The 15,280-nt window shown below is 65.1% G+C and carries 17 protein-coding genes; 11 read left to right on the forward strand and 6 right to left on the reverse strand.

The genetic code is table 11. The features are described 5' to 3' along the window. The first annotated feature begins 30 nt into the window (after positions 1-30). The gene (locus tag PATSB16_RS01355; protein ID WP_047216105.1) at positions 31-654 is read left to right on the forward strand and encodes a LysE family translocator; all 624 of its coding nucleotides are present in this window, start codon (positions 31-33) and stop codon (positions 652-654) included. A gap of 52 nt (positions 655-706) precedes the next feature. Then, positions 707-1,456 (forward strand): DUF4336 domain-containing protein, encoded by a 750-nt coding sequence (locus PATSB16_RS01360; RefSeq protein ID WP_047216106.1) that lies wholly within the window; start codon positions 707-709, stop codon positions 1,454-1,456. A 12-nt stretch (positions 1,457-1,468) separates the two neighbouring features. Here PATSB16_RS01360 and PATSB16_RS01365 read toward each other — a convergent pair whose 3' ends face one another. From PATSB16_RS01365 to PATSB16_RS01380, 4 genes are all read right to left on the reverse strand, one after another. Then, on the reverse strand, positions 1,469-2,890 hold the full coding sequence (locus PATSB16_RS01365; RefSeq protein ID WP_047216107.1) for an MFS transporter: 1,422 nt from the start codon (positions 2,888-2,890) through the stop codon (positions 1,469-1,471). An 82-nt stretch (positions 2,891-2,972) separates the two neighbouring features. After that, the gene (locus PATSB16_RS01370; protein ID WP_047216108.1) at positions 2,973-4,409 is read right to left on the reverse strand and encodes a DHA2 family efflux MFS transporter permease subunit; all 1,437 of its coding nucleotides are present in this window, start codon (positions 4,407-4,409) and stop codon (positions 2,973-2,975) included. After that, a complete protein-coding gene (locus PATSB16_RS01375; protein ID WP_047216841.1) occupies positions 4,406-5,701 on the reverse strand; it encodes an APC family permease in 1,296 nt (431 codons plus the stop codon). The genes PATSB16_RS01370 and PATSB16_RS01375 overlap by 4 nt, the downstream gene beginning before the upstream one ends. 191 nt (positions 5,702-5,892) lie before the next feature. Next, the gene (locus PATSB16_RS01380; protein ID WP_047216109.1) at positions 5,893-6,276 is read right to left on the reverse strand and encodes a carboxymuconolactone decarboxylase family protein; all 384 of its coding nucleotides are present in this window, start codon (positions 6,274-6,276) and stop codon (positions 5,893-5,895) included. A gap of 138 nt (positions 6,277-6,414) precedes the next feature. Here PATSB16_RS01380 and PATSB16_RS01385 point away from each other — a divergent pair, with 138 nt between their 5' ends. The 8 genes from PATSB16_RS01385 (at position 6,415) to PATSB16_RS01420 (ending at position 13,257) form a co-directional block, all read left to right on the forward strand. Continuing rightward, complete coding sequence (locus PATSB16_RS01385; RefSeq protein ID WP_047216110.1) at positions 6,415-7,320, forward strand: LysR family transcriptional regulator; 906 nt, start codon at positions 6,415-6,417, stop codon at positions 7,318-7,320. A gap of 2 nt (positions 7,321-7,322) precedes the next feature. Further along, positions 7,323-7,514, forward strand: a complete 192-nt coding sequence (locus PATSB16_RS01390) for a hypothetical protein (RefSeq protein WP_047216111.1) — start codon at positions 7,323-7,325, stop codon at positions 7,512-7,514. Positions 7,515-7,566: 52 nt separating this feature from the next. Continuing rightward, positions 7,567-8,208, forward strand: coding sequence for an HD domain-containing protein (locus PATSB16_RS01395; protein ID WP_047216112.1), 642 nt, complete (start codon positions 7,567-7,569; stop codon positions 8,206-8,208). Positions 8,209-8,327: 119 nt separating this feature from the next. Then, complete coding sequence (locus tag PATSB16_RS01400) at positions 8,328-9,293, forward strand: GlxA family transcriptional regulator (protein WP_047216113.1); 966 nt, start codon at positions 8,328-8,330, stop codon at positions 9,291-9,293. 184 nt (positions 9,294-9,477) lie between these two features. Next, on the forward strand, positions 9,478-10,320 hold the full coding sequence (locus tag PATSB16_RS01405) for an ABC transporter substrate-binding protein (protein WP_052892782.1): 843 nt from the start codon (positions 9,478-9,480) through the stop codon (positions 10,318-10,320). A 33-nt stretch (positions 10,321-10,353) separates the two neighbouring features. Further along, entirely contained in the window at positions 10,354-11,220 is an 867-nt protein-coding gene (locus tag PATSB16_RS01410) for an amino acid ABC transporter permease (RefSeq protein WP_237170274.1), read from the forward strand. Further along, positions 11,213-12,037 carry an amino acid ABC transporter ATP-binding protein gene (locus PATSB16_RS01415; protein ID WP_047216115.1) on the forward strand — a complete coding sequence of 275 codons (825 nt, stop codon included), beginning with the start codon at positions 11,213-11,215 and terminating at the stop codon, positions 12,035-12,037. The genes PATSB16_RS01410 and PATSB16_RS01415 overlap by 8 nt, the downstream gene beginning before the upstream one ends. A gap of 164 nt (positions 12,038-12,201) precedes the next feature. Next, a complete protein-coding gene (locus PATSB16_RS01420; protein WP_052892783.1) occupies positions 12,202-13,257 on the forward strand; it encodes an asparaginase in 1,056 nt (351 codons plus the stop codon). Positions 13,258-13,434: 177 nt separating this feature from the next. Here the strand turns inward: PATSB16_RS01420 and soxR are convergent, their stop codons facing one another. Then, a complete protein-coding gene (gene soxR, locus PATSB16_RS01425; protein WP_047216117.1) occupies positions 13,435-13,944 on the reverse strand; it encodes a redox-sensitive transcriptional activator SoxR in 510 nt (169 codons plus the stop codon). Between the two features lie 95 nt (positions 13,945-14,039). On the opposite strand from soxR, the gene PATSB16_RS01430 reads away from it, so the two are divergent. Beyond that, a complete protein-coding gene (locus tag PATSB16_RS01430; protein ID WP_047216118.1) occupies positions 14,040-14,378 on the forward strand; it encodes an antibiotic biosynthesis monooxygenase in 339 nt (112 codons plus the stop codon). Between the two features lie 31 nt (positions 14,379-14,409). On the opposite strand, the gene PATSB16_RS01435 is transcribed toward PATSB16_RS01430, so the two are convergent. Next, complete coding sequence (locus PATSB16_RS01435; protein WP_047216119.1) at positions 14,410-15,279, reverse strand: alpha/beta hydrolase family protein; 870 nt, start codon at positions 15,277-15,279, stop codon at positions 14,410-14,412. Between the last annotated feature and the right edge of the window lies 1 nt (position 15,280).

The raw sequence follows: 15,280 nt of genomic DNA on the forward strand, positions 1-15,280 counted from the left end.
TTGCTTTATCCACCCCACCAAAAGGCTCCCATGACCATGCACACTTGGCTCGCATTCGCGGGTGCAAGCCTCATTCTATTGATGATTCCCGGGCCGACGATTCTGCTGGTGATCGGCGATTCACTGGCCAACCGCGGCCGTTCGTCGTGGAGCACGGTGGCCGGCGTGGCCGCGGGCGACTTGACCGCAATGAGCCTGTCACTGGGCGGCGCGGGCGCCTTGCTGGCGGCGTCGGCCAATGCCTTTACCGCGCTGAAGATCGTTGGCGGCTGCTATCTGGTTTATTTGGGGCTCAAATCGATATGGGGCGCTCGCCACGCGCACCGAGCCCCGCTTGCCGCCGTCGAAAAGTCGCCGTCGCAGCGTTTCGTCGCGGCCTGGGCGGTGACGTCGCTCAACCCCAAGAGCATCGTTTTTTTCGTGGCCTTTGTGCCGCAGTTCATCTCGCCCGAAGGCTCCTTTTTGATGCAGGCCGTCGTTTTCCTGGTGACTTTCGTCATGCTGGCCGCGCTCAACGCCGCCGTGTTCGGCTTGCTGGCGCGGCGTTTGGCCAGCGGGCTGAGCGGCGCCGCCGCGCAACGCCAGATCGGCTACGCCGGCGGTGCGGTGCTGGTGGGCGCCGGCGCTTTGACCTTGGCGCTGCGCTCCCGGTGAGCGCGCATTGCCAGTCGGATCCGAGGCCGCGGCCCGGAAAAGGAGTCATTCGATGTCCAGCGACGCCTTGGTAACCTACTCGCCGCTCAATACCCTCAAGCCGATCGCGGAGCATCTGTGGATTGTCGACGGCCCGGCGATCCGCTTTGGGATCGCCGGTCTCAAAGTGCCGTTTCCGACCCGCATGACGGTGATCCGGCTGGCCGGCGGCGACCTGTTCATTCATTCGCCGACCGCACTGACGCCCGAACTGCAGGCAGCCGTCGGGCAACTCGGCAGCCCGCGCTGGATCGTCGGCCCCAATCGCATCCATTACTGGTGGATACCGGACTGGCACGCCGCCTTTCCCGCGGCCAGCGTATATTTGGCGCCACGTGCGCGCGAGCAGGCCGGCGCACACATCGCTTTCGAGTGCCTGCCGCTCGAGCGCGTCGACGGCTATCCGTGGGACACCGAACTGGCGACGCTGCCGGTGGTTGGCGGTTATATGACTGAAGTCGAATTTTTCCACCGGGCGAGCCGCACGCTGGTGCTGACCGACTTGATCGAGAACTTCGAGCCGGCCAAGGTCGGCTCGGGTCTCATGCGCTGGCTTATGCGCGTGGGCGGCGTGCTCGATCCCGACGGGCGCATGCCGCGCGATATGCGCATGACGTTCGCGAAGCATAAGCGGCAACTGCGCGCGGCCGTCGAGCAAATGATCGCGTGGGATCCCGAGCGCATCATTTTGGCGCACGGCCGCTGGTATGAAGGTCATGGCGCGGCCGAACTGCGCCGCGCATTCGACTGGGTGCTCGACTAGCGCGGGCAGGCGCTAATGTCCGCCGCTGACCGACGGTGCGTTGGTGCCGCGCGCGATTTCGTCGCCGGCGTTGGCCGGCAGGCGCGAGGTCACCGGGATCGAGCCGAACGAGAACAGCCCGACCAGCAGGAACGCCGGCCAGAAATCCGACCAGCGCGCCGTCTCATGCCCCTGCAGCACGCTGCTGGCCTGTACGGCGATGCCGGCAATGGTCACCCCCAGCCCCAGCGAAATTTGCTGGATCACGCTGGCCAGGCTGGTGGCCCGTCCGACATCGCGGCTCTCGATGTCGGCATAGGCGAGCGAGTTCAGGCTGGTGAATTGCAGTGCCGGGAAAAAGCCGCCGAGCAGCACCACGCACCAGATCGCCCAATGCGGCGTGCCGGGGAAAAACAGGCCGCAGGCGGCGATGGCGATGCCGGAGAATGCCGCGTTGATCGTCAGGACCGAGCGAAAGCCGTAACGGCGCAGCAGCGGCGAGGCGATGGTCTTCATGAACATGCCGCCAAAGGCGGACGCGCAAGTGATCAGCCCCGAGCGAAAGGCCGTCATGCCGAGCCCCTCTTGCAGCGTGAGCGGCAGCAGGAACGGCACGGCACCCAGCCCCATGCGAAACAGCGAGCCGCCCAGCACGCTGGCCTGAAACGTCGGGATGCGCAGGAACCGCAAATCGAGCACCGGCAGTTTGACGCGGTTGGCGTAGAACCAATACACGACCAGCAGCCCGGTGCCGAGCAGCCACGTCAGCAGCGCGGTGCGGCCCGAGGCGAGTTCGCCGCCGACCAGCGACAGACCCAGCAGAAAGAGGGCGCCGCCGCCGGCCGAGAGCATAAAGCCAAACCAGTCGATCGGTCCCGGGTGGGGTTCCTGCAGATTGGCGATATGCCGGTTGGTCAGGTAAATGCCGCCAATGCCGATCGGCACGTTGATGAAAAAGATCAGGCGCCAGTGCAGGTAGGTGGTGATGAAGCCGCCCAACAGCGGCCCCACTGCCGGGCCCAGCAGGGCCGGCACGCTCAGGTAGTTCATCGCGCGGATGAATTCGGATTTGGGCACTGCGCGGAAAATGATGATGCGTCCGACCGGCACCATCATCGCGCCGCCGATACCCTGCACGAAGCGCGCCAGCGTAAAGGTGAACAGTGAATTCGACGCGGCGCACAGCAGGGAGCCCAGCACGAAGATACCGATCGCAGTGCGAAACACGGTGCGGGCGCCGAAGCGGTCGGCGACCCAGCCGCAAATCGGAATGAACACGCCCAGCCCGACCACATAGCTGGTCACGGCGATCTTGAGCGAGACGGGGTCGCGCCCGAAGTCCCGCGCCATTGCCGGCAGGGCCGTGACGATCACGTTGGCGTCGACGCTCTCCATGAACAGTGCGCACGCAACGATCAACGGGACCAGCAAGGCCTTGGGGACGGGCGACGACATAGCGATCGGGGGGGAATGGCGCCAGTAAAGTCGCGATTATCGCACCGCGCACGGCCGGCTGCAGGGGTTTCCGAGGGGGCGGCTATGACGCGCCGCGCCGGCGCGAGCCGCCGCCCACGCTTTGACCGGCATCGTGCGCCATGCGCAGATAGCCGGCCAGGGAGGCCAGCGTGAGCAGGCCGGCAAACAGAAACGCCAGCCGGAAGTCGGCCAACGAAAAATGCAGGCCGCTGTGTACGCCGTCCTCCTGGTTCAAGGCCGCCGCCACGCGCAGCGCGACAGCACCGAAAGCGATGCCCAGCCCGATCGTCATTTGCGCGGCGGCACTCCAGAGCGTGCTGGCGGCGCTCATTCGCTCGGCGTCGACATCGGCATAGGCGAGCGTGGCGAGGGTCGAAAACTGCATCGAGCGCGCCAGACCGTAAACAAAGATGACTACCAGCACCCACGCCAGGGGCGAGTGCGGCGTGAGCATGCCGCAGGCCACGATCGATGCCGCGGCCACCACCACGTCGACGATGCACACCCGACGAAAGCCGAAGCGCTGCAGGATGGCGGTCGTGAGCGCCTTCATGCTGAGATTGCCCAAGGCGCTGGCCAGCAGCAGCAAGCCCGACTTGAAGGCCGAGAGTCCGAAGCCGATCTGGAACAGCAGCGGCATCAGATACGGGATCGCGCCGATGCCGATGCGGGTGATCGACCCGGTGACCACCGTTACGGAAAACGTCGGAATTCTCAGAGTAGTGAAATCGATCAGCGGATGGCGTTGGCGCGCCGCATAGCGCAACGCCAGCGCGCCGAGCGCCACGCCGGCGCCCACGCAGCCTGCCGCCACCCACGGGTCGGTGGCCGGTTGGCTCGCCAGCTCGGCGCCATACAGAATGGCGGTCAGCGAGGTGCCGCTCAGCAGCAAGCCGATAAGATCGAGCGGTTTGCGCTGGGAGCCGTGCAGATTCGGCACCAGCGCGACCACGGCGGCCAGCGCGGCCAGTCCGAACGGTACGTTGAGCAGGAAGATCCAGCGCCACGACGCGTAGGTGGTGATGAATCCGCCAATCGGCGGGCCCACCACCGGGGCGACGATACCCGGCCAGGTAATGGTCGCGATGGCCTGCATCAAGCGACTCTTGTCGGTAATGCGCACGACGACGAGGCGCCCGACCGGCACCATCATCGCCCCGCCGATGCCCTGCAGCACGCGGGCCGCGGTGAATTGCAGCACGCTGTTCGACATCCCGCACAGCACCGAGGAAAGCGTGAATCCCACGATCGCGGCGGCAAACACCGTGCGCGAGCCATAGCGATCGGCCACCCAGCCGCTGATCGGGATGAAAATCGCCAGGGCAAGCATATAGGCGGTCATGCCCAGGCTGAGCGCATTCGGGCCGACGCCGAACGAGCGAGCCATCTGCGGCAAGGCGGTGGCGATCACCGTGGTGTCGAGGTACTCCATGAAAAATGTCGCCGCAACGATATACGGCAACCAGTGGATGCGTCTGGCCGACAAAGGAGCGTTCATGCGGCGGGGCTCCTCCCCGAGCGCACGTGCTGCAGGCGCTGATAGAGCAGTGCACACAGCGTGACGATCACCGGCCAGATCAGGTACCAGCCTGTCATGATCAGCAGGGCCGCGTCGGCCACCAGCGCCACCAGCGCGCAGCGATGCGCCCAGCTGCCACGCTCGAGCAGACGCAATGCGGCGGCCGTGCCGAGCGCGTAGACCGTGACGAACGAGCCGGTGGTCAGCAAGACCAACGGTTTGGCGCCGACGTTGGCCAGCGCCGTCGCCGCGAGCGCTCCGATCGACAGACAGGCGATCACCGCCAGGCTGCGGCGCGGCACTTCGCCGGCGCTACTGCCCTCGGCCAGCCACGCCGGCAGCGCGCCATCGCGACCGAGCGCCGCGCCCAGCTTGGCGGCCCCGGCAAAATACGCATTCATGGTGCCGAGCGTGAGCAGCAGCGCGGCGGCCGCCGCCAGTACCTGAACCCTGCCGCCGACGCCAATCGCCAGCAACTCGGCCAACGGCGCGCGCGTCGTGCCCGCCGCGCTGCCCAATACCAGGATCGTGGCACCGGCCACCGCCAGATAGAGCAGCCCGACCACCACCACCGCGATAGCGGCCGCGCGCGGCATGTCGCGTGCCGGCTGCTGGAATTCGGCGGCCAGGTGCGTGATCGCTTCCCATCCGGCGAAGCTCCAGACCAGCAAGGCGGCCGCTGAGCCGACCGCCAGCCAGCCGTGCGGTGCGAACGGATGCAGGTTGCGAGGATCGGCGTGCGGCGCCGAGAAGAGCACCGCCGCTAGCAGCAGGGCCACCAGCAGCGCCGCCAGCAGCAGTTGCAGCTTGCCCGAGATGGTGACGCCGAACGCATTGATCAGCACCACCAGCGCGATCATCGCCGCCGCTGTGACGATCACGGTATGCGTGCCGCCGCCGATGGCGGCCGCCACATACGCGCCGGCAAAGGTCGCTGCGGCAGGTGCACCCGCCGGAATCGCGAAAAAGAAACACCAGCCGACGACTGCCGCTGCGCGCGGGCCGAAGGCGCGGCGCACGTAAGTGGAGACTCCGCCGGCATCGGGATAGCGCGAGCCGAGCGCCGCGAAGGTCGCGGCCAGCGGCACCGACAGCAACACCAGCGCAAGCCAGGCCAGCAGCGATGCCGGCCCGGCGGCTTGTGCCGCCAGCGCGGGCAATGCGATGACGCCCGTGCCGAGCACCGCGCCGATGTAAAGGGCGGCGCCTTGCAGGACGGTCAGGCGTCCGCCGCCGTGGAAATGGATCTCAGACTGTACAGGCTGTGCCATGAAAAACGCTCGATGGTGCGGTGCCGCATCGTGACGCGCAAAAGCATCGCTATGCGAATCATCTTGTTCGGAATATCGTCGGCTCGCGGCGAATGGCAGATCGTAGCGCAATTTGCCGATGGTTGCCGGTGCCGCCCCGGGGCGACGACCGACGACGGCCTGGCGCGTGTCGAGGCCGCTTTAGCCGAAGCTCATGTCGTCTGTGAGAAAACCTCCTTGAGTACGATCAGCGCGTTGCGCACCGCTGGCCCGCCAGCGTAGAACGTGAGCTGCAGCACCGTCTCGACGACCTGTTCGCGCGTCGCGCCGATCTGCAGCGCTGCTTCGACGTGCGCCCGCAGTTGAGGTGTCGCGTAACCGAGTGTCACGCACGAGGCGACCAGGATCAGTTCTCGCGTAACCAGATCGAGGCCGGGCCGGTCCATGATCGAACCGATGGCCCAGTCAATCGTCATATCGGCAAAGGCTGGGCAGACATCGCGCATTTCTGCAACCATTGCCTCGCCGGCATGCCCGCCATGCAATTGCGCGAGTAATTCGAGACCGCGGCGACGTAAAGGATTTGGGGCACACATAAAAGCTCCTGGAAGTGATCTTGCGTTGGGACGAGGAAGCTCGGGCAGTCCAAACCCGGTACACAGTTCCAGTATCGTCAGGGTGTGGCGATTGATAAACTGGCTGGCAGTTGGATCACTTGAAACCGGGAGTTGTTAATGCTTGATCGCTTCGTCAGCATGGCAGTGTTTATTTGCGTCGCCGACAAGCGCAGCTTCACGGCCGCCGCCGACGTGTTCGGCATCTCGGCGACGATGGTCGGCAAGCACATCCGCACCCTGGAGGCGCGGGTCGGAGCCAAGCTGATCAATCGCACGACGCGGCAACAGTCGCTGACCGAAGTCGGGCGTCTCTACTATGATCGCTGCAAGCAACTGCTGGCCGACGCCGACGCAGCCGACGCTTGCGCCGAAGATCTGCGCGCAGCGCCACGCGGGGTGCTCAAGATCCACGCGCCGGTCTCGTTCGGCAGCCAGCGCCTGGCGCCCGCGCTGGCCGATTACTTGCGGCGCTACCCTGAGGTCAGTGTCGATCTGGCGCTGACCGATCGCGCCGTCGATCTCATCGAAGAAGGCTACGAAGCCGCCATTCGCATCGGCGCCTTACCTGACTCGAGTCTGGTTGCCCGCGCCCTGAAGCCCTATCGTATGTGGCTGTGTGCCTCCCCTGCCTATCTGAGCGAGAGCGGCACGCCGCGCACGGCGCAAGATCTCGCCGGCCACAATTGCCTGGGCTTTGCCTACTGGCACAAAAAAGACACGTGGCGCCTGCGCAAGTCGGGCCAGACCGAACATGTCCGTGTACGGGGACGCCTCAATGTCAACCATGGTCATGCATTGCGCACCGCCGCCGTCGCCGGCCTGGGCATCATCATGCAGCCCGAGGTGCTGGTCGAAGACGAGATTGCCGCCGGCCGCCTGATTCGTCTCTTGCCCGACTACGAGCTCCCTTCACGTCCGATGCACGTCGTCTACCCTGCCGACCGCCGACCGACCGCCAAGCTGCAAACTTTTATCGAGTTTGTGGTGGGAGCATTCGGGGAGGACCGCGCTGCAAGCGGCTAATAATGGCGGCATTCCCGTGGTTTCAAATATTCATCGCCGGACTATTCATCGGTGAGGACAAGACGGCCGGGCCGGCAGGTTCACACGACCATTCGCCTGTGGACCGGCTCGATGACGGCGACGAGTTCGATAATCCGCGCGCTGCGTCCGACAATCACGTGAAATGGCAGATTTTGTCGTATTACGTTGATTGAAGACGGGCTTCCCCCTGCGGAAAATGAAACCTGTTTTCCATGGAGGTCCATCATGACTTTGAACGTTGCCGGGATTGCCGTCCCCGATAGCCAACTGGCCCGCGAGATTACCGAACTCGTCAGAGATACCGCCTCGCCCCTGTTGTTTCATCACTCCAGCCGCGTGTATTACTTCGCCGCGCTGGCCGGCTTGCGTCGCGGCCTGAGATTCGACCCGGAGTTGCTCTATTGCGGGTGCATGTTCCACGATATGGGGCTGACACATCGGCACAGCAGCGCATGCGAGCGCTTCGAAGTGGACGGCGCGAACGCCGCCCGGGATTTCCTGCAACGCCACCGCATTCATCAGCAGGACATCGATACGGTGTGGACCGCGATCGCGCTGCACACCACGCCGGGCATTCCGCAGCACATGCATCCCGTGGTCGCTTTGGTGACCGCGGGGGTCGAAATGGATGTCCTGGGTTTGGCGTATCAGGAATACAGCGATGCCGAGCGCGAGGCGGTGGTGCGCGCACATCCGCGCCCGCCGCACTTCAAAGAGGACATCATTCAGGCCTTCTACGACGGGATCAAGCACAAGCCGGAAACGACCTTCGGCAACGTCAAGGCGGATGTGCTGGCTGACAAGGATCCGCATTTCCACGCTGGAAATTTCTGCAGCGTTATTCGCTCGTCGGCGTGGTCGGCGTAGCGCGCGGCGGCAAGCGGCCCGCTTTTCGCGCGCCGTTCCCGAATGGCATGAAAATCCGTCATGCGGCCTATACTGCCAAATCATCAGTCGCTCGAAAGGGCTTGGGGGCTTCCCGGGAAATGGCAAAAACCGTCGCGATCCTGGCATTGCCGGGCGTCCAGCTACTGGACGTGTCCGGGCCGCTGGACGTGTTTTCTCAAGCGAACATCGAGGCATGCCAGACCTATTACGAATTGCGGGTCATTGCCTGTGAGTCGGGGCCGATCCGCAGTTCGTCCGGCGTGCGGCTGCTGCCAGACGCGATAGCGGGTCAGTGCGATCAGCATTTCGACACGGTGCTGGTGGCTGGCGCGCCCAACGCCGAACGGCTCGCATTGCCGGTCGGCGCGCTGGCCTGGCTGCGGGCAAGCGCCAGGCGTGCCCGCCGTTATGGCTCGGTCTGTACGGGCGCCTTCGTGCTGGCGGCCACGGGGTTGCTCGATGGGCGCCGTGTCACCACTCATTGGGCGGCGGCCGAGGCCTTGGCCCGCGCCTATCCGTCGGTCACCATCGACGAGGATGCGCTCTATGTGCGCGATGGCAAACTGCGCACGGCCGCAGGTGTAACGGCGGGACTCGATCTGGCGTTGGCCCTGGTCGAGGAAGACTTGGGGCGCGAGCTCGCCAGACGCGTCGCCGCTCAATTGGTGATGTTCTTCAAGCGGCCCGGCGGGCAACTGCAATTCAGCCGCAAGGGGCAGACGCGACCGGCTGGCCGCTCGGTGCTGCAGGAGGTCCAGCGCTGGGTTGCCGCCCACCCGGAATTGGTGCATACGGTCGCCAGTCTGGCGCAGCATGCCGGCCTGAGCCCTCGGCACTTTGCGCGGTTGTTTCACGCCGAGGTCGGCATGACCCCCGCGGCATGGGTCGAGGCTGCGCGCATCGCAGCTGCTCGCTCACTGCTCGAGGAAGGACACGACACGCCGAAACAGGTCGCCGCCAAGTGCGGCTTTGCGAGCGTCGACACGCTGCGACGGAGCTTCACCAAGCACGTCGGTGTCACACCGGCGGCATATCGCAAGTGCCAGACCGTGCCAACGAACTAGCGCATGCGGCGCCTGCGGCTGGGCGCGGCGGCGCTGCGGGCGCCAGATCATCGGACCTTCACCGCTGTCGACTCGCCGCCGCGCCGCCTGTCCCTGCCGGCGCGAAGGCCCTCGCATTGACCCCACCCCCCCGCGATGCGAGAATCGCTTCCAGTACAAAACAACGAAATATCAAGGAGACTGGATGAGCCCCCTGCGTCGTTTCCCGCTTGTTTGGCTGCTGCCCGCGCTGCTGGGCGCGAGCGCCCTGAGTGCCGGCATTGCCGGCGCGACCGAGCCGATCAAGGCCGGCACCATCACCAACAGCCCGCCGATGGTGTCGTATGCGTCGGACGGCACGACCTTGCAAGGGGTCATCGTCGATCTGGCAGCCGCCCTGAGCAAGCAGGTCGGGCGGCCCATCGAACTGACGGCGATTCCGTTCAGCGGCCTGCTGCCGGCCATGGAGGCCAAGCGCATCGACATCACGTTTACCGTGATGAACGATACGCCCGAGCGCGAGCAGCGTCTCGATTTTGTCGATTTCTTCAATTTGGGCACCAAGCTGCTGGTCAGAAAAGGCAATCCCGATCACGTGACGGACCTGGCGAGCCTGTGCGGCAAGACCGTGTCGACGGTGCAGGGCTCGACCCAGGTGCAGCTGGTGGATCAAGCCAACGCCCAATGCAAGGCGCACGGCAAACCGCTGATCACCAATTTGCAGTATGCGCAGCCGTCCGATGCGCGCCTGCAGGTGCAAACCGGCCACGTGGCCACCTTTTTCGGTAATTCGCCGGTGATGGTTTATCTGGCCAAGACGGCGGGCGGGGGCAAGGTTTTCGACGTGGTGCAGGGACAGGAGTATCAACCCGTGCCGCTCGGCATCGGCGTGGCGAAGTCCGACGCGGCCCTGCGCGATGCGCTGCAAAAGGGGCTCGACACCCTGATCAAGAACGGCACCTACCTGAGCATCCTGAAGAAGTACGGTGTCGAGGGCGGTGCGGTGAAATCGGCCACCATCAACGGCGGGCATAATCTTGCGATGTAGTAGCCGGGGCGATGCCGGGCAGGGGTTGATCCGATGAAGCAGGCAAGGCGCCCCGCCTCGACGGCCGGTGGCATGCAAACCGGCGGGCATGCCGACGATGCGCTGCGGGTGGTGCCGCTGCGCCATCCATGGCGCCGCGCGAGCAGCGTGCTGGTGTTTGCGATGCTGGCGTGGCTGGCATGGTCGATCGGCACCAATCCGAAGATCGATCATGCGGCGATCGCCAGGTATCAGTTCGCGCCGGCGATCCTGACGGGCCTTGCGGTGACCGTCGAACTGGCGCTGCTCGCCGAGGTCATCGGGGTGCTGCTGGGTACCGTGCTGGCGGTGATGCGCCTGTCGCCCAGCCCGGTGCTGCGGCTGAGCAGCGGCTTCTACTCATGGCTGCTGCGCGGCACGCCGCTGCTGGTGCAGATTCTGCTGTGGGGCAATCTGGCGCTGCTGTTCGAGCATATCGGGCCGTTCAGCACGAATGCGATCCTCACGCCGTTCGTGGCCTCGGTGGTCGCGCTGGGCCTGAACGAAGCGGCTTACATGTCGGAGGTGGTGCGCGCCGGCATCATCAGCGTCGACCAGGGGCAGCATAGCGCGGCGCAGGCGCTGGGCATGTCGCGCATGATGGCCATGCGCCGCATCATCCTGCCCCAGGCATTGCGCGTGATCATCCCTCCGGCGGCCAACCAGTTCATTTCGCTGCTCAAGGCAACCTCGCTGGTGTCGGTGATTGCCGGCGGCGATCTGCTCACGCAGGCCCAGAATATTTCGTCGGCGAACCTGCGCACCATCGAGTTGATGCTGGTCGCCACGTTCTGGTATCTGGTGCTCACCACCGTGACCAGCGTCGCGCAGTTCTTCCTGGAGCGGCGTCTGGGCCGCGCAAGCCATGCCGTCCATGCCTAGCCAAAATGCTCCCGACGCTTCGCCGGCGACGCTGCCCCAACCGATGGTGACAGTGCAGCGCGTGCGCAAGCGCTATGGACACGAAGAGGTGATCAAAGGCGTCGATCTCGAGGTGGCGGCCGGCGAAGTGCTGGCCCTCATCGGTGCGTCCGGCTCGGGCAAGAGCACGCTCCTGCGCTGCATCAATCATTTGGAGCGAATCGACGCGGGCCGCATTTATGTCGATGGCCAGCTCGTCGGTTACCGCGAGCGCGGCGGCCGCCTGTATGAGATGCCGGAGCGTGACGTATGCCAGCAGCGCGCGCAGATCGGCATGGTGTTCCAGCGCTTCAATTTATTTCCGCACCTGACGGTGCTGCAAAATGTGATCGAGGCGCCGCTGCAGGTCAAGCGAGAACCCCGTGCGCAGGCGGTGGAGCGCGCCATGGCGCTGCTCGAACGGGTTGGGCTTGCGGCCAAGGCGCAGGCCTATCCCGGTCATTTGTCGGGCGGGCAGCAGCAGCGCGTGGCGATCGCCCGGGCGCTGGCCATGCGGCCCAAGCTGATGCTGTTCGACGAGCCGACCTCGGCGCTCGATCCGGAACTGGTCGACGAAGTGCTCGCGGTCATGCGCGGACTTGCCGACGACGGCATGACGATGATCGTGGTCACCCACGAGATTGCCTTTGCGCGGGACGTGTGCGATCGCGTGGCCTTCATGGCCGACGGCGTCATCCTCGAACAGGGCCCGCCGGCCGAAGTGCTGGCGCGGCCTCGGCACGAACGCACCCGAACGTTTTTGTCGCGAGTGATCGGCGCGCAGCAGGCGCAGGAATGAGCGCGCATCATATTGGCCGCTCGCGGTCCGTCGAATGATTGGTTGGCCCGGGTGTGCGTTGCCGCGGCTTATTCCTTGACGCCGGCTGAGGAAAGCGCAAAAAAGTGCGGTGGCATAATGAGCGCCTTTTTGCGTCTGGATTGATATCGAGGGACCACACGATCATGAAAGCACACAGCTCTTCCAATGTTTCTCAGGGGGCGCGGCCGGTTGCCGACGAGGCGAAGCATCACGCGGACCTGCCGCGCATCGCGGTGCTCGGAACCGGAGGCACGATCGCATCCTCCGGCGGCAGCGCCACGCAACTGCACGACTACGACGTGACCGCCACCGTCGGCGAGGTGCTGAGCGCCGTGCCGCAACTCGGGGAGATTGCAACGATTTCCAGCGAACAGGTGCTGAATATCCCCAGTCACGATATCGATAATGCGATGCTGCTGAACATCGCCCGGCGGGTGAATGCGGCGCTTGACGACCCCGGGATCGATGGCGTGGTGATCACGCATGGCACCGACACGCTGGAGGAAACGGCCTACTTTCTCAACCTCGTTATCAAGTCGAACAAGCCCGTGGTGGTGGTCGGGGCCATGCGGCCGGCTTCGGCGCTGAGCGCCGACGGGCCGCTCAATCTCTATAACGCGGTGCTGGTGGCAACCTCTCCGGCGGCGCGCGACAAGGGTGTGCTGGTGCTGCTCAATGACCGCATCGTCGCTGCACGCAATGCGGCGAAACGGCATACGACCGGCACCGATGCGTTCCGCGCGGCGGAGTATGGAACGCTTGGCGAAGTCAGCGCCGGCGTGGTCCGCTTCCTTTGTGCGCCGCTGCTCTTGCACACGACGGCTACCGATTTTTCGGCCGGGCAGATCGACGACCTGCCGCTCGTGGACATCATTTACGACCACCAAAGTGCGCGCACGCATTTCTATCAGTCGGCCATCGCGGCCGGTGCGCGCGGCATCGTGCTGGCGGGGACCGGCAACGGTAGTTTGTCGACTGCGGCGCGTGCCGGCGCGCGCGAGGCGCTGGAGCATGGTGTGCGCGTGGTGAGAGCGAGCCGCGTAGGCGACGGCACGGTGACGCCGCTGTCCGAAGACGAAGCGTTGCAGACTATCGCAGCGAACTCGCTCAACCCGCAAAAGGCCCGCATCCTGCTGATGCTGGCGCTGACCAAAACCAGCGATTTTCGGGCGATTCAGCGCTATTTCGATACTTGCTGAAACAGCGTGATCGCCCCCAGGCTGCAGGCTTCCGGTTCGCGTCCGGTCTGAAGATGAACTATAGAAAGTCCGGCACGACCGGCGAAAATCGCCAACTGCGCTCACCCACGAACGAGGGGCCAGACCTGTGGCCGGCCGGATCGGTTTCGTCGGGGCTGGCGCGGGCCCACGCCGGTGCTATGTCGGGCGCTTGCCCGCCTCGCCCTGGTGCGTGACCCACAGGCGTCGGGGCCCCGAGCCCTGCGCGCCGAGCCGGTCCAGCGGGTTGCGCAACCGGCATCGGTCGATCGACAAACAGCCGCAGCCAATGCAGTCGTCGAGGGTGTCTCGCAGTTTCTCCATTTGTTCGATGCGCTCGTTCAGGGCGGCGCGCCATCCGCGGGACAGGCGCGCCCAGTCGGCCCGGCTGGGCGCGGCATTGGCGGGCAGGGTGGCCAGGGCCGCCTGGATGTCGGCCAGTGCAATGCCCACGCGTTGCGCCACGCGAATGAATGCCACGCGCCGCAGTACGTCGCGCGCGTAGCGGCGCTGGTTACCCGCCGTTCGGTGGCTGCTGATTAGCCCTTTCGTCTCGTAGAAATGCAGCGTGGACACCGATACGCCGCTGCGGCGCGCGAGCTCGCCAACCGGCAGCGCGGCAGGAAAGCCGGCTTGTTCGAGCGCCGCCTGGGCAGGTTTGAACGTCATCGCAAATCCCCTTGACCTCAAGTTAACTTGAGGTTTTATTATGCGCGAGACTTTCAACCAGCGCGAGAGCGCGTTCTTCATGAGGGTTTCACGCCATGCCCAATGCATCTGCTTCCGATCCCGCCGCCCCGGTGTTTCGTGTTGATAAATTCGTCGTGCCCGCCGAGGCGCTGCCCGAGGTCATTGCCCAGATAAAACGCGTGCACACCATACTCGAGAAGGTGCCGGGTTGCCTGCGGCGCCGGGTGCTGAGTCAGACCGGCGGCGCCGGCGAGTTCAACGTGATCAACTATATCGAGTGGGCCAGCGCCGACGCGATTGCCGCGGCGGTTCAGTTGGTGCAACAGCAGTTCGAGCACGAGGGGTTCGATCCGGCGGCGTTCATGAAGCAACTGGGGGTGAGGGCCGACATGGGGTTTTATAGCGAAGTCTGACGATTGGAGTGAACGTATGCACCGGCGGGCGTCATCGGTGGATCTTCGCTGACCCGATACAAGCCGGTGTCATACGCAGCAACGCGGGCCATAGCCGGGCCCAGTCGCCATCATGGCCAATGCCGGGCACCACGCGTGTCTTGGCGCATCGCCGGCCAGCGGCCGCGACAAAGCGTTGTGCCACGGCCGGCGGCACGACGGTGTCGTCGGCGCCGCTGAAGTGAATCTGCGGAATCCAAGCGACGCGGCTCGCAAAGTCGATGGGGTTGTCCGAATCAGGCATTGGCGACACATGGTGCAGTCGGTTGACGAACGCGTCGTCCAGATTACCCGCTACCGTGCGTATTGATGCGACATCGTGTCGGCGCGCGGCGATCAGCACGGCCAGTGCGCCGCCGCCCGAGTAGCCGATCAGGTTGATGCGCTGCCCGGGCACGCGCGCCGCAAACTGAGTCAATGCAGTGTTCATCGACGTCACAACTTCGGGGGAGAAGCGCTTGCTGGTCCAATACGGGATGGTGCAGCGCGGGTTCATCGCCATTGGGGTGAATTGGCATGGGCGCGCCAAATAAACGACATTCGGTGCGGGGTCTGCCGCAGCCAAAGCCAACGCCGTTGCCACGCGCGGCGTAGGGTCGAGCGAAGGCTGATAGCGCGTGATCCAGGCCAGGCCGTCACCTTCGATGTAGATGTCGAGAGGGGCGTCGGGCCGTGTGATGCGAGAAAACGCCGTGAGTGTGAAGCGGCCGCTATCGATCAGTTCGCGATGCAGGCCCGCAGGGGCGGCGAGCGCATCGGCGTGACCATTGCGGTCGAGCGACGCGCAAGCGGAGATCAAGCCGCTCAGGACGAGGCAGGCCAGCAGGGCGGTAAGTCGCTTTGCCGCGTTCGATAAATGCATG

Origin of the sequence: Pandoraea thiooxydans, from assembly GCF_001931675.1 — a bacterium.
GTDB lineage: Bacteria > Pseudomonadota > Gammaproteobacteria > Burkholderiales > Burkholderiaceae > Pandoraea > Pandoraea thiooxydans.

What these genes read in the sequence shown, in the direction of transcription:
- PATSB16_RS01360 (WP_047216106.1), top strand. Translation starts at nt 707, where the DNA reads ATGTCCAGCGACGCCTTGGTAACCTACTCGCCGCTCAATACCCTCAAG.
- PATSB16_RS01385 (WP_047216110.1), top strand. Translation starts at nt 6,415, where the DNA reads ATGCTTGATCGCTTCGTCAGCATGGCAGTGTTTATTTGCGTCGCCGAC.
- PATSB16_RS01405 (WP_052892782.1), top strand. Translation starts at nt 9,478, where the DNA reads ATGAGCCCCCTGCGTCGTTTCCCGCTTGTTTGGCTGCTGCCCGCGCTG.
- PATSB16_RS01395 (WP_047216112.1), top strand. Translation starts at nt 7,567, where the DNA reads ATGACTTTGAACGTTGCCGGGATTGCCGTCCCCGATAGCCAACTGGCC.
- PATSB16_RS01435 (WP_047216119.1), bottom strand. Translation starts at nt 15,279, where the DNA reads ATGCATTTATCGAACGCGGCAAAGCGACTTACCGCCCTGCTGGCCTGC.
- PATSB16_RS01355 (WP_047216105.1), top strand. Translation starts at nt 31, where the DNA reads ATGACCATGCACACTTGGCTCGCATTCGCGGGTGCAAGCCTCATTCTA.
- PATSB16_RS01370 (WP_047216108.1), bottom strand. Translation starts at nt 4,409, where the DNA reads ATGAACGCTCCTTTGTCGGCCAGACGCATCCACTGGTTGCCGTATATC.
- PATSB16_RS01430 (WP_047216118.1), top strand. Translation starts at nt 14,040, where the DNA reads ATGCCCAATGCATCTGCTTCCGATCCCGCCGCCCCGGTGTTTCGTGTT.
- soxR (WP_047216117.1), bottom strand. Translation starts at nt 13,944, where the DNA reads ATGACGTTCAAACCTGCCCAGGCGGCGCTCGAACAAGCCGGCTTTCCT.
- PATSB16_RS01375 (WP_047216841.1), bottom strand. Translation starts at nt 5,701, where the DNA reads ATGGCACAGCCTGTACAGTCTGAGATCCATTTCCACGGCGGCGGACGC.
- PATSB16_RS01365 (WP_047216107.1), bottom strand. Translation starts at nt 2,890, where the DNA reads ATGTCGTCGCCCGTCCCCAAGGCCTTGCTGGTCCCGTTGATCGTTGCG.
- PATSB16_RS01380 (WP_047216109.1), bottom strand. Translation starts at nt 6,276, where the DNA reads ATGTGTGCCCCAAATCCTTTACGTCGCCGCGGTCTCGAATTACTCGCG.
- PATSB16_RS01410 (WP_237170274.1), top strand. Translation starts at nt 10,354, where the DNA reads ATGAAGCAGGCAAGGCGCCCCGCCTCGACGGCCGGTGGCATGCAAACC.
- PATSB16_RS01415 (WP_047216115.1), top strand. Translation starts at nt 11,213, where the DNA reads ATGCCTAGCCAAAATGCTCCCGACGCTTCGCCGGCGACGCTGCCCCAA.
- PATSB16_RS01390 (WP_047216111.1), top strand. Translation starts at nt 7,323, where the DNA reads ATGGCGGCATTCCCGTGGTTTCAAATATTCATCGCCGGACTATTCATC.
- PATSB16_RS01420 (WP_052892783.1), top strand. Translation starts at nt 12,202, where the DNA reads ATGAAAGCACACAGCTCTTCCAATGTTTCTCAGGGGGCGCGGCCGGTT.
- PATSB16_RS01400 (WP_047216113.1), top strand. Translation starts at nt 8,328, where the DNA reads ATGGCAAAAACCGTCGCGATCCTGGCATTGCCGGGCGTCCAGCTACTG.